11 protein-coding genes are annotated in these 12,388 nt (G+C 69.3%); 7 read left to right on the forward strand and 4 right to left on the reverse strand.

The genetic code is table 11. The annotated features are described in order from the left end of the window. Positions 1-647: 647 nt before the first annotated feature. From ASG23_RS19765 to ASG23_RS02650, 3 genes are all read left to right on the forward strand, one after another. Positions 648-1,082, forward strand: coding sequence for a hypothetical protein (locus tag ASG23_RS19765; protein WP_157465487.1), 435 nt, complete (start codon positions 648-650; stop codon positions 1,080-1,082). Between the two features lie 297 nt (positions 1,083-1,379). Beyond that, entirely contained in the window at positions 1,380-1,760 is a 381-nt protein-coding gene (locus ASG23_RS02645) for a hypothetical protein (protein ID WP_157465488.1), read from the forward strand. Between the two features lie 74 nt (positions 1,761-1,834). Continuing rightward, entirely contained in the window at positions 1,835-2,476 is a 642-nt protein-coding gene (locus ASG23_RS02650) for a hypothetical protein (RefSeq protein ID WP_157465489.1), read from the forward strand. A gap of 341 nt (positions 2,477-2,817) precedes the next feature. Here ASG23_RS02650 and ASG23_RS02655 read toward each other — a convergent pair whose 3' ends face one another. After that, a complete protein-coding gene (locus ASG23_RS02655; protein WP_056019634.1) occupies positions 2,818-3,957 on the reverse strand; it encodes an endo-1,4-beta-xylanase in 1,140 nt (379 codons plus the stop codon). 594 nt (positions 3,958-4,551) lie between these two features. Between ASG23_RS02655 and ASG23_RS02660 the strand changes: the two genes are divergently transcribed. Beyond that, positions 4,552-6,699 carry a DEAD/DEAH box helicase gene (locus ASG23_RS02660; RefSeq protein WP_056019637.1) on the forward strand — a complete coding sequence of 716 codons (2,148 nt, stop codon included), beginning with the start codon at positions 4,552-4,554 and terminating at the stop codon, positions 6,697-6,699. Between the two features lie 16 nt (positions 6,700-6,715). On the opposite strand, the gene ASG23_RS02665 is transcribed toward ASG23_RS02660, so the two are convergent. The 3 genes from ASG23_RS02665 to ASG23_RS02675 all read right to left on the reverse strand — a co-directional run bounded on the left by ASG23_RS02665 (position 6,716) and on the right by ASG23_RS02675 (position 9,118). After that, entirely contained in the window at positions 6,716-7,450 is a 735-nt protein-coding gene (locus ASG23_RS02665; RefSeq protein ID WP_056019640.1) for an SRPBCC family protein, read from the reverse strand. Continuing rightward, positions 7,447-8,052: an ArsR/SmtB family transcription factor gene (locus ASG23_RS02670; protein WP_056019643.1), complete on the reverse strand. Its 606-nt coding sequence runs from the start codon at positions 8,050-8,052 to the stop codon at positions 7,447-7,449. The genes ASG23_RS02665 and ASG23_RS02670 overlap by 4 nt, the downstream gene beginning before the upstream one ends. 61 nt (positions 8,053-8,113) lie before the next feature. After that, a complete protein-coding gene (locus ASG23_RS02675; protein ID WP_056019646.1) occupies positions 8,114-9,118 on the reverse strand; it encodes a LacI family DNA-binding transcriptional regulator in 1,005 nt (334 codons plus the stop codon). A gap of 159 nt (positions 9,119-9,277) precedes the next feature. On the opposite strand from ASG23_RS02675, the gene ASG23_RS02680 reads away from it, so the two are divergent. The 3 genes from ASG23_RS02680 (at position 9,278) to ASG23_RS02690 (ending at position 12,367) form a co-directional block, all read left to right on the forward strand. Continuing rightward, a complete protein-coding gene (locus ASG23_RS02680; protein ID WP_056019649.1) occupies positions 9,278-10,531 on the forward strand; it encodes an ABC transporter substrate-binding protein in 1,254 nt (417 codons plus the stop codon). Positions 10,532-10,592: 61 nt separating this feature from the next. Continuing rightward, complete coding sequence (locus ASG23_RS02685; RefSeq protein ID WP_235520814.1) at positions 10,593-11,546, forward strand: carbohydrate ABC transporter permease; 954 nt, start codon at positions 10,593-10,595, stop codon at positions 11,544-11,546. Further along, entirely contained in the window at positions 11,543-12,367 is an 825-nt protein-coding gene (locus ASG23_RS02690) for a carbohydrate ABC transporter permease (protein ID WP_056019654.1), read from the forward strand. The genes ASG23_RS02685 and ASG23_RS02690 overlap by 4 nt, the downstream gene beginning before the upstream one ends. Positions 12,368-12,388: the final 21 nt, after the last annotated feature.

Genomic DNA, 12,388 nt, shown 5'->3' on the forward strand with positions numbered 1-12,388 from the left:
GGCCGCAGCTCGAAGTGCTTCGGCATCCACAGTGAGACTCGACTCGTCCACGCCGAGGTTGGGTCGGCGTAGTCGAGCACCCGGGCTCCGGGCGGCGGCGCTGGGGTCAACCACAGGGTGCTCGACCACTCGCGACCTCCACCACCGCCCCAGTGCTTGAGCACCAGTTGGTCTACTGCCGGCCTGTTGTTCCAGCTGTAGCGCCCGGCTACGGCGGCGACACGTCCACCGACGAATCCCGCTCCGGCGAACGGTCCCACGTCGACTGTCGAGTGCATGCGATCGTCGGGGCCGGGATCGATACGACACCGGACCGCCAGGTCGATCTGGAGTCCGGTGGTGTAGCGAGAAAGTCCTACGAGGAGGATCTCCACATCTGCGGACCGCCCGATGAGGGTGCTCAAGCCCAGAGCGGAGGGGATCCCATTGTCCGGCGGTCCGGACCGGAACCTTGCCTGGGCGACGTCGTGCGCGTCGTCGGAGAAGGCCAGGGCCGAATGCATGACCTTGACCCTCGTCCGCATCCGTCAGCTGGTCAACGGCTTTCGTCGTGACCACTGGTCCGCTGGCAAGCAGGATCGACCTCTCCCGAGGAGCGCGCCGTTCCCTACCGCGTGAAGCACGGCCCACCTCTATCGTCCGTGCGCATGGGAACGAACCGGCTGGTGGCCGTGCTGGCCAGCGCCGCACTCACGCTCGTGTTCGCAGGAGGATGTGCTGCCACCGCCGAGTCAAGCGACTCGACCCCGGCGACCACCGCATCGGCATCCGAATGCCCCGACAAACCACACCGGCCCGTCAGCGCTGACGAGGCAGCGTCATGTGTCTACCGGGCGTGGGTCTCCGGCGACGACAACGTGGTGCTGGCCTACGGTGATCGCGGCGTGCTTGATCCACTCCCGACCGTCATGGCCGACCCACAGATGACGTCGGACGGGTGCTCGGCTCCCGCTGGAGCGGACGAGGCCATCGTGTGCACGTGGTCTGGCGACTTCCAGGACGGCCCAGTCGCGATTCACATGCAGGTCACAGGGAATGCCTCGGACGGCTACCGCGTCACCAAGATCGATGTCGAGCACTGACCCTGGCTCGGGCCTCACATAGCCGGTCACGAGGCGACGGACCGCCGGGTCGATGCGCGGGAGGCGGTGGCCGTCTTCTTGACCGTTGTCCCGCTTCGGTGGACGGTGGTCCGAGACACCTCGCCGCGCGGAGGACCCGTCCCGAGTCGGGGCCACCACCTTGCTGACGCGACCCGAACAAGCGCTCACGGAGCCGTCCGCTCGACCGTGACGCACACGGAGTGCTGAGTGCGGTACGGCCGCGGGGGAAGTCCGATGGTGGCGAAGCGATCCGCAGAGCGGAACCGGGCGGTGAGGATGGCCGACGTCGGGCTCATCGAACCCCCCGACCCGTCGGCCGCGCCTCTCGAACAGCGTCGTCGGCGTCGCGGGACGGCGTGGCTCTGGTCGGCAGCACTCGTCGGTGCGGCGGCCGTCGTGATCGTCACCTCGGGCCGGCTGGGCCTCACCACTAGGCCCGACGTGCCGGACGGCGCGACCGACACGGCGAGCATGCTGCCGGTCCCCGAAGGGGAGGGAGGTAGTTCCAACGTCCCTCCGACAATCCCGCCCAGCACGCTCGCAGGAGACTACGTGCTCGCACAGGACTACGTGCTCGCACTGGAGTCGGTCGGTGAGGGCGACCACGTCATCGTTCTGTTCGGGAGGGCCTCCGACCCGGCCGCGTCGCGCGGCTAGAAGGGCGCCGCGCCACTGACCGGTCCAGGGCCAGAGCAGTCCGCCCGGCTGACCCGAACCGAAAGGACACGCAGATGGACGAGCCGACAGGCCCGATGAACGGCCGTGAGCACGATCCGACAGCGCCCGATGCCATGGGCGGCCTGCCCCCAACCGAGGGCGGACGAGCCGCGGCAGCAAGCGGGGCAGCGAATCCGTCGCACGCTGCGGCGCTCGAAACCACGCCACGAGATCCACACAACGGGCGTGTCCGACGTGTCCTGCCATGGGGCATCGCCGCGGTTGCGGTGCTGGTGGCGGCCATCGCCGTCGGTGTCCTCGTCGTCAACGAGTCGAGCGAGCCCGAACCGGTAGCACAGCTCACGCCGCAGGCCGATCCCGACCAAGGGGCCATTCCTCTCGACGACGAGGCCGCCACGACCATGGGCGGCGTGACGGACGCCGACTTCGTCTCCTACGGCTCCTACGGCGAGCTGCAAGTCTGGAGCACGACGACGCCGGAGGCGAAGCCGTGCCTCGCGATAGTCGCGGAGAATCGCATCATCATGGTCCGCTGCTCAGCACCGTCGCTCGACCCCGTCGCCGATCTTGACTTCCCGCCCGACATGTTCCCACCGGCGCCGTCCGGTGAGCCGACCTCACATGTCCGGTTCGTGCTCCACGATGAGCTCGTCGACGTGTACCTGGCACCGAATCCTGAGGGCGGGTTCTACTGACACCAGTCGCGTGCAACGCGGAACTCGGTACGCACACCACGCACCGGGGGCGTTGGTCGGAGTTGTCTCTCCTGGGCTCGCGCCGCTGGTCTGAACACGAAGCGGAAGTCACGACAGCGCAATGCCGCGTCCAGCGGCAGTTGATACACCACGTCCGCTCGGTGGCGCTCGGCGTGGACGGTGACGGTTGTGTGGCCGTCGTTCTGCGCATCGACCGAGGTCTCCGGGTGGCGAACGCGGCGTGGATCCAGGAGTTGCCCTCACTCGGCGTGGTCAGCACGAACGCCGATGGCGCGTGAGCCTCTGGGCCCACGCGCCATCGGCGACTCAGCGGAGCCGTCTTACCTGTTCAGGCCCGGCGCCGTGCGCGGGGACTTGCCGGGGGTGGCGTCGGTGAGGCTCTCGAGAAGTGCGTAGTACGCGGGCTTCTTCTCGAACTCCTCGGTCATGATCGTCGCGTAGCCCTCGGGGAAGACGCCCGGGACCCAGGAGTGCCCGTCGTCGAAGCCCCAGACCGTGAAGCTCGTGCACGCGGGCACGTTGAGGCACGCCACCAGCATCGCGTCGTAGCGCTCGGCCTGGAGCGCGATCTGCTCGGCGGTCGGCTCCCCGTCCTCGCCGAGCGGCATGCGGACGTCGGCCTCGGTGATGGCGACCTTCAGCCCGAGCGCTGCGAACCGCTCGAAGTTCTCCTGGATCGACTCGTCGAAGCCGTACATGAGGCTCAGGTGACCCTGAGCGCCGAAGCCGTCGATCGGCACGCCGTCGGCGAGCAGCTCCTGCACCAGGGCGTAGTAGGCGTCCGTCTTGTTGTTGATGCCTTCGGCGTTGTAGTCGTTGAGGAAGAGCAGCGCCTCGGGGTCCGCCGCGTCCGCCCACCGGAAGGCGTCACCGATGAGGGCGACCGGGTCCTCGGCGCACGCCTTGAGGAAGGGGTTGGCCTCGGTGCGCAGGCGCACACCGCCGGTGTCCCAGTCGTCCTGGAAGATCTCGTTGGCCACGTCCCACTCGTAGATCTGGCCGGCGTAGCGGCTGACGACGGTGGTGATGTGCTCTTCGAGGACGGCGCGTGCCTCCTCGCAGGTCCAGGTGGCGCTGGCGTCGACCACCCACTGCGGGTTCTGGCTGTGCCAGAGCAGCGTGTGCCCGCGGACCTCCATGTTGTTGGCCTCCGCGAACGCGACGACGGCGTCTGCCCCCGAGAAGTCGTACACGCCGGGCTCCGGGTGGATCTCAGCCCACTTCATGTCGTTCTCGGGGGTCACCGAGTTGAACTCGGCGGCGAGGATGCGCTGGAACTCGGTGGGGTTCTTGCGGTCGTAGTCGAGGAGCTCGTTCTGGCCCCAGACGGCGCTGCCGATCTTGAGATCACGCGGGGCCTCGGAGCGCAGGGTCTCCTCTGGGGGCGCGGCCTGGGCGAGGGGGGCCGAGAGCGCGAGGACGGCGAGTGCCGAGGTCGCGACGGCAGCGACCCGCCTCATGGTTGTTGGATGGGACATCGTTGTTCCTCTCCGAAACGGGTGCCGACGGCTTTTGCCCAGCCATCGACTACCGGATCCGAGAACGGTAACGATGTCGATAACGTTTTAGCAATAGTTTGCGGTGCTTGCGCTGCACGGTTCCTCCCGCGTGTGATCGCCGACTCGGCGGACCACACGCGCGTGCTCGCTCAGCAACTGCGGGGGGCACCACGTCACCACCAGGACTGCACCGGCGGGTCCGTCGGTGAACGCTGCCTCTCATCCTCACCACCGCATCTCCGCACCGACCGGCTGCCGCAGCATCTAGTGCGGCGAGTCAGACCGCCACCGTCCGTCCGGGGCGAGGTGAGCGGCGGTAGGCTCCGAGTGCTCCGGCGATCACGCTGGGAATGACCGTGCCCCGCGGTGTCCACGAGGAAGCCGGGCGGCGTGTCACTGTCGGTGCCGACCTGCGTGCGCCGCAGGCTGCACGGTGACCCGGTCCGAGCGCCCCGGCTCGGGCTTTCCTGTGGCCTGGGTCGGTGGCCCGACGCTCGACGGGTCCGCGGTGCACGCGCTGCGCCAGTCGCGGCGCGGATGTGCGAAGGAGGAGATGTGGCACGAGCAGGCCAACGCGGGTCCGGTCGTGCGCGCACCGAGCCCGGCGCACAGAGCCGACGCGCCCCGCGCCCGACCGCGCAGGGGATCGTCCCGGTGCTCGCCGAGGTGGCCCGGGACGTCGACAAGGCCGTGCAGCGACCGCCGACGCGCCCGGGGGTGCGGACGAAGTTCCAGGTCGTGGCGCTGCTCGTGCGCGAGGAGCGGGCGCGGGTGAAGGCCGACAGCGGCCTGACCGAGTCGCGGCGGGGCGAGCAGCTCAAGCGGCTCGACGGGGTGGCGACGATGCTTGCCAGGACTGCTGCCCGGGACACGACGCTGTTGGAGCTCCTCGCCGACGATGCCCGCGTCTCCGACGCTGCTCGCTCCTACAAGGCGACCCTGATGCGCGCCGGTGGGCTGGAGCCGCCCGAGGAGCCAGCCCCCGCAGCACCGGTCGTGCCCGCGCCCGGCGCCAGCAGCCAGGTGGTCCCTCGGTCGGTGATCTCGCGCCAGCTGGCGAACCCGTTCCTGGCCCCGGACTTCGCGGCCGCGGCCGAGCGGACCGCCGCGCAGGCCCGCCGACTGGCCGGCTGGGAGCTGCTCGAGCCGCTCTTCCGGTCCTTCGAGCGGGCCGCCGACGGCGCGCCCGCCTGCATGCCGCTGCCCGAGGCGCGCCCCGTACCGGTTCCCCCTGGTCGGGAGCTGATGCCGCACCAGGCCGGGGTCGTCGAGGCGACGGCCCGCGGGCATCGCACCTTCCTGCTGGCCGACGAGCCCGGTCTGGGGAAGACCGCCCAGGCCCTGCTCGCCGCCCGGGCGGCCGACGCCTACCCGCTGCTGGTCGTGGTGCCCAACGTGGTGAAGACGAACTGGGCGCACGAGGTGGAGCTGTGGACGCCGTCGCGCCGGGCCACGGTGGTCCACGGCGATGGCGACCGGATGGACGGGTTCGCGGACGTCGTGATCGTGAACTACGAGCTCCTGGACCGGCACGTCGGCTGGCTCGGCGACCACGGCTTCCGCGGCATGGTCGTCGACGAGGCGCACTTCATCAAGAACAAGACCTCGCAGCGTTCCCAGCACGTCCTCGCGCTCTCCGAGCGGATCCGCGCCCGTGTTGCCCGGCCACTGCTGATGGCGCTGACCGGCACCCCGCTGATCAACGACATCGAGGACTTCCGCGCGATCTGGCAGTTCCTCGGCTGGATCGACGACGGGAAGCCGCTCGGACCGCTGATGACGTCCCTCGAGAACACCGGGCTCACCCCGGCCGACGTGGGGTTCTACGCGGCAGCTCGGTCCAGCGTGATCGACATGGGCATCGTGCGGCGTCGCAAGGTCGACGTGGTCGCCGACATCCCCGCCCGCCGGGTGGCGGATCTGCCGGTCGAGCTCGACGGCGCTGCCGGTCGCTCGATCCGCGCCGCCGAGGCCGCGCTCGCCAGCGAGCTGGTCAGGCGTTACCGGTCCGCCGTCGAGTTCCGCGGTGACGGGGCTGAGGTGGTGGACGGGATCGATCACGACCTCGTCCGCCGGGTGGCGGCGGCGGAGCTCAAGGACTCGAGCTCGAAGGCCGGGGGCGAGAACGTCTTCACGATGGTCCGTCGGATCGGCCAGGCGAAGGCAGGGTTGGCCGCCGACTACGCCGCGCAGCTCGCCCGCAACGTCGGCAAGGTCGTGTTCTTCGCGAAGCACGTCGACGTGATGGACCAGGCCGAGCAGACCTTCGCCGACCGTGGCATCCGCTACGCCTCGATCCGCGGCGACCAGACGCCCCGGGTGCGCCAGAAGAACATCGCCGCGTTCGTCGACGACCCTGAGGTGGCGATCGTCGTGTGCTCGCTCACCGCCGCCGGGGTGGGGCTCAACCTTCAGGTCGCCTCCAACCTGGTGCTGGCGGAGCTGTCCTGGACCCACGCCGAGCAGACGCAGGCCATCGACCGGATCCACCGGATCGGCCAGGACGAGCCCGTCACCGCGTGGCGGATCATCGCCGCGCAGACCATCGACGCCCGGATCGCCGAGCTGATCGACAGCAAGTCGGGGCTGGCCGCCCGGGCACTCGACGGGGCGGGGGACGAAGACGTCTCGTCCACGGACGTGCAGCTCGACGCCCTGGTCGGCCTGCTGACCGACGCGCTCACCGCGGAGGGCGTGGGCTGAGCCACCAGGTCGTTGGTCAGCCCGCGAGGCTGCCGAGCCAGCTCTGCCACGCCTCGGTCTCGGCCGACCGGTCGCGGTCGTCGAAGTACTGCGCGGCCGCGGCGACCATGCCGTTGTAGCCGTGGATCAGCAGGTACATCGCGTCGTCGGTACGCATGCCCACGGTGCTGGGCGAGAACGCGAACTCGACGGTGCCGTCGACCGGCTCGATCCCGGGGACACTGAGCCGCGCCGCCTGACCGTCCGCCGCGTCCGCGCCGGCGCCGACCGCGGCGGTCATGGCTGCCCAGGAGTCCGTGGTGATCGGTCCGAACAGGAACACCGAGTCCGTCGTGGTGCGCGGTGCGAAGTGCTCGAGGTAGGCGGCGAGCTTCTTCATGTGGGCTCGGTCGCCGATGGTCAGTCCGTTGTACTCGGCCTCCCAGTCGTCGCCGAGGAGGCCGCTGTGCACGACGCGCACCGCGGCGCCGCCGCCGTCCTGCGCCTCGATGAGCCACTCGTAGGCCGTGAAGGTGCCGTCCGGGTCGGTGTCCGACTGCCATGCGTAGCGGTGACCGGGCTCCCACGCCGAGATGGTGCCGGTGGACACCTGGCCGAACATCTCGAACGTGACGGTCTTGTTGGCGCTGTCGATCTCGGTGCGCCCCATGAGCCAGGAGTCGACTCCCGGCCCGGTCGCGATGGCCTCCCACACCTCGTCGGGTGTGGCGGAGACGGTGAACTCGTCGCGAAGCTCGAAGGGATGCGTCATGACTGCTGCTCCTCTGCTGGCGGGTCGGCGTCCTCGGTGATGCTCGGGTGCACCGCGATGATCACGCGGTGGGACCGACCGGTGTCTGTGTGGTACTTGCTGATCAGGCCTGTGAGTGCGTCGGTGAGCTCACCGACGAATGCGGCGCGGTCGGACGGCGTCGCGAACTGGACCTCGGCATCGAGCCCGAAGGTGGCGAGCGGCTTGCGGGCCCGCGCTGCGCCGTTGATGAGAGCGCCCGTCTCCCGGACGAGCCGCGCGGCGAGCGCGAGCAACCAGCGTGCGGACAGCCCGTCGGGCGACCGGGCCGGGTCGGGTGCGACCGCGGCGAGCGCGGCCGGGGAGATGACGTACGCCGCTGCGGAGGCCCGCACGACCCGTTCGGTCATGTTGCCCCTGCGACGCTCCTCGACCAGCTCGACCAGGCCGTGCTGCTCGAGGAGCCTGACGTGGTAGTTGACCTTCTGCCGGGCAAGCCCGAGCCGTGCCGCGAGGGTGGTCGCGGTCTGTGGCTCGGCCAGCTCCGCGAGCATCCGGGCCCGGATCGGGTCGAGCGAGACCTCAGCGGCTGCGGCTTCCTCGATCACTTCGACATCGTGCATGGGAACGACCGTCCCACGGACAATTCTCCGTGTCAAGACAACAATTGTTGTCGGACAACCATCACCGCGTCGAACCACGCTCCACCAGGCTGACGGGTGTCACCAGGTGCTCCGCCTCGCCGTGGTCGCCGCGCATCCGCCGTTCGAGCAGCCGCACGGCCTGTGCGACGAGCCAGTCGTTGCTCGGGTCGATGGTGGTCAGCTCCGGCCACACGTGCTCGCCGATCTCGAGGTTGTCGAACCCGATGACCTGCACGTCCTGCGGAACCCGGAGTCCGAGGTCCCGCAGGCCGGCGATCACGCCGATGGCGGACTGGTCGGTGATCGCGAACACGGCGTCGAGCTCCAGGCCGTTGGAGACGGCATCGCGGATCGTCTTCCTGCTCGGGGCCATCTCGAGGTCGCCGGGGTCGAGGATCAACAACCGGTCGTCGGCCGTACGCCCGACGGCCTCGTGGGCGGCGCGCCAGCCCTGGGTGCGCTGGTCCTGCATGCCGCCGTCGGACGGTGCGGCGGTGCCTCCGAAGAGGGCGACGGACCGGGCGCCGCGGGCGAGCAGGTGCGCGGTGGCGAGCCGGGCGCCTTCGACGTTGCCGAGCTGGATCTGGTCGAACTGTGGTGGCATGGGCTTCTCGCCGAGCAGGACGAGGGGCAGGTCGGGTTGCAGGCGGTCGACGTCGGCGTACTGGAGCCCGACGGCGCTGAGCAGTACGCCGTCGTACATCTGGAGTCGTGCCTGGGACAGCGCGGTGAGCTCGCCCTCCTTGCTCGCGCCGCTCTGCTCGATGACGAGGTGGCGGCCGGTGGCGCGCAGTGCAGTGGTGAACGCGGCGGCGAGCTCGCCGAAGTAGGGGTGGTCGGCGCGGGGGACGACGAGCGCGACGGTCCCGCTGGTGCCGGAGCGCAGGCGGCGGGCGGTCAGGTTGACCTCGTATCCGAGGTCGTCGATGGCGCGCAGGACCCGTTCGCGGGTGGCGGCGCCGACCCGGGGGACACCGTTGATGACGTTGGACACGGTCATCACGGACACGCCGGACGCTCGGGCCACGTCCTTGAGCGTCGTCATCGCGCTTCTCCTCTCACCATGTGAGCGTTAACAAACTGGTCGCGCTCCCACTCTTGACGCTACGGGAGAGCAGCGTGCACAGTCGTCGTCACACGGCGTGGTGTATCGATAAACACACCGTAGACCACGCGCACTTCTCGGTATCGAAGGAGCACTGCAATGAAGCGACGCTCACGTCCCACAGCGCTGGCCGCGTTCGCAGCGGCCGCTCTGCTCGCCCTCACCGCGTGCAGCGGCTCCGAGGATGGCGCTGACGCCGACGGCAAGACGACCCTCACGTTCCTGTCCTGGACGGGCGAGGAGCAGATGGAGCAGGTCATCGACGCCTTCGAGGAGGCCCACCCGGAGATCGCGGTCGAGACCTCCTACTCGCCGCCGGTCGCCGAGTACATCCAGGCGCTGCAGACCCGGGTCCTGTCTGGCACCGCTCCGGACGTGTTCCTCATCGCGGCGGAGAACAAGACGAACCTCATCGACGGTGAGCACGTCGTCGACATCTCGGGCGAGGACTTCGTCGAGAACGTCGCGCCGTTCAACCTCGAGACGTACGGCCGCGACGGCGCCTACTACGGCCTGTCGCTGTCGTCGTGGGCCGCAGGGTATCTCTACAACAAGGAGCTGCTGGCCGAGGTCGGGTACGACGCGGTGCCCGAGACCTGGGACGAGTTCCTCGAGATGTGCGCCAAGCTCCAGGACGCGGGAATCACGCCGTTCCTCGAGAGCGTCGACCAGATGCCCACCACCATCTCGGCGTGGATCGGGGCGAAGAACGACGGCATGGACCCGTCGCTCGACGACCAGATCTTCTCCGGGGAGTCGACGTTCGCCGAGCAGTGGATGCCCGAGCTCGAGGAGTACAACCGGGTCTTCGAGGAAGGGCTCATGTCTCCGGACGTGGTCGGGCTCGACGGCGACCAGGTGCGCGACGAGTTCGCCAACGAGCGCGTCGCGGTCATCAACGGTGGGCCCTGGTACATCGGCGCCCTGCGCGAGGCGAACCCCGACCTCGACTTCGAGTTCTCGCTAGTTCCCGCGGTCGACGGCGGCACCCCGTTCGCGGCCGGCGCCGCCTCGCCGGGCTACGCCATCAACTCGAAGGCCGACGAGGACAAGCAGGAGGCGGCCAAGACGTTCTTGCGCTGGCTCGCCACACCCGAGGCCGTCGAGCTGTTCCAGAGCCTGACCAACGACGTGACGGTGACCAGCGACTTCGAGCCGCCCGTCGACCCCGCGTTCGAGCCGATGGTGCCGTCGATCCGCGAAGGCAAGCTGTACCTGCCGATGATCGCCTGGCAGCGGGCCGAGGACGTGCTCAACGTCGAGGCCGTCGCGCAGATCCAGCGCATGATCCGCGGCGAGATCGAACCCGAGCAGGTCGCCGAGGCCCTCGACACGAAGCTCGCCGCCTCCTGACGACCTCGCGTGCTCGGCGGTGCGCACGCCCGCACCGCCGAGCACGCCGAGAGGAGATCTCGTGACCACGCTCAGCACCCGTCCCACAGCAGGCCTGCGCACGTCCGGCACCCGAGCCTGGCTCAGCCGTCCCTCCGGGGGCTGGCGTCAGTCCGCCGCGAACAAGGCTTTTCTCCTGCCGGCCATCGCCGTGTTCGTCTTCCTGTTCATCATCCCGCTGGGCCAGACGCTCTGGTGGAGCTTCACCGACTTCACCGGGTACAGCCCCGAGGCGGCCTTCGTCGGCCTCGCCAACTACCGCGTGATCGTCACCGACCCGTCGATGCTGGCGGGCCTCGCGTTCACGTTGCTGTTCGGCGTGGGCACGACGCTGCTCATCACGCTGCTGGCCATCCCGCTCGCGGTACAGCTGAACAAGGCGTTCCGCGGACGCAACCTGGTCCGCTCCATCTGGTTCTTCCCGGCGATCCCGTCGATGGCGATCCTCGGCCTCGTGTGGCGGTACATCCTGTCGCCGCTGGAGTCGGGCGCGCTCAACACGGTGCTCGGGAAGGTCGGTCTGGGGCCGGTGAGCTGGCTGTCCGACCCCACGCTCGCGCGCCTCTCCGTCATCCTGGTCGGCGTGTGGGCGGCTACGGGCTGGCACGCGGTCCTCTACACGGCGTACCTGCAGTCGATCCCGCAGGAGTACTACGAGGTGGCCCGCATCGACGGCGCGACGCCGCGGCAGCAGTTCTTCGGCATCACCCTGCCGCTGCTCACCCCGGCGATCGTCATCAGCACCTTCCTGCTCATGACGGGCGGCCTGAAGGTGTTCGACCTGCCCTACACGCTCACCACCGGCGGACCCGGATTCTCGACGTACACGATCACGCAGTCGATCGTCGTCTCCGGCGTAGGCCAGGGCCGCTACGGCCTCGCCTCCGCGCTCGCGGTCATGTTCACGCTCGCGGTCGCCGCCCTGTCCTTCGGTCAGCTGTGGCTGACCCGGCTCGTGGAGAAGAGGTTCGCATGACCGTCCCCGCCTGGCGCCGTGCTGCCCTCAGCGTCGCGATGATCCTGCTCGCGTGCCTGATCGCCGTCCCGCTCTACTACGTCGTCGTCAACACGTTCAAGACGCAGGGCGAGATGGTGGCGTCGCCGCTGTCCCTGCCGACGTCGCCCGTGCTCGACAACTACCGCGAGGTGCTCAGCGACCCGCGGATGTACCGGTCGTTCGCCAACACCCTGTACGTCACCGTGGTCTCCGTGGTGCTCCAGCTGCTGGTCGGGGCGCTCGCGGCGTACGCGATGGTGGTGCGCACGTCGCGCCTCAACCGCATCCTGGCCAACCTGCTGCTCATCGGCTTCGTGGTCCCGGGCCAGTCCACGCTCATCCCGCTCTACCGGACGCTGGTCGGCTTCGAGCTGGTCGACACCCTCAACGGCCTGGTCGTCATGTACCTGGGCGGCGCCATCTTCTGCTACTTCCTGGTCCAGGGGTACATGCGCACGCTGCCGTTCGAGGTCATCGAGGCGGCGCGCATCGACGGCGCGCACGACTGGCAGATCTTCTGGCACGTCGTGCTGCCGCTCATCAAGCCGATCCTGGTGACCGTCGGCATCTTCCAGTCGATGTGGGTCTGGAACGACTTCCTGCTGCCGACCGTCTTCATCTCCAGCCCCGACAAGCGGACCGTCGTGCTGCAGGTGTACAACGCCGTCACCGAGTTCACGACGAACTGGCCCATGTTCATGACCGTCTCAGTCATCGCGCTGGTCCCGATGATCATCTTCTTCGTCGCGACCCAGCGGCACATCGCCAGCGGGCTGCTCGCCGGCAGCGTCAAGGGCTGAGCCCGCCCCACCCACCGAGGA

This window comes from Cellulomonas sp. Leaf395 (assembly GCF_001424125.1).
GTDB lineage: Bacteria > Actinomycetota > Actinomycetes > Actinomycetales > Cellulomonadaceae > Cellulomonas.

Bases quoted from the DNA above. Each gene is read 5' to 3' on its own strand.
- ASG23_RS02645 (WP_157465488.1), top strand. From the start codon at position 1,380: ATGGCCGACGTCGGGCTCATCGAACCCCCCGACCCGTCGGCCGCGCCT.
- ASG23_RS02680 (WP_056019649.1), top strand. From the start codon at position 9,278: ATGAAGCGACGCTCACGTCCCACAGCGCTGGCCGCGTTCGCAGCGGCC.
- ASG23_RS02670 (WP_056019643.1), bottom strand. From the start codon at position 8,052: ATGCACGATGTCGAAGTGATCGAGGAAGCCGCAGCCGCTGAGGTCTCG.
- ASG23_RS02690 (WP_056019654.1), top strand. From the start codon at position 11,543: ATGACCGTCCCCGCCTGGCGCCGTGCTGCCCTCAGCGTCGCGATGATC.
- ASG23_RS02655 (WP_056019634.1), bottom strand. From the start codon at position 3,957: ATGAGGCGGGTCGCTGCCGTCGCGACCTCGGCACTCGCCGTCCTCGCG.
- ASG23_RS02665 (WP_056019640.1), bottom strand. From the start codon at position 7,450: ATGACGCATCCCTTCGAGCTTCGCGACGAGTTCACCGTCTCCGCCACA.
- ASG23_RS19765 (WP_157465487.1), top strand. From the start codon at position 648: ATGGGAACGAACCGGCTGGTGGCCGTGCTGGCCAGCGCCGCACTCACG.
- ASG23_RS02675 (WP_056019646.1), bottom strand. From the start codon at position 9,118: ATGACGACGCTCAAGGACGTGGCCCGAGCGTCCGGCGTGTCCGTGATG.
- ASG23_RS02650 (WP_157465489.1), top strand. From the start codon at position 1,835: ATGGACGAGCCGACAGGCCCGATGAACGGCCGTGAGCACGATCCGACA.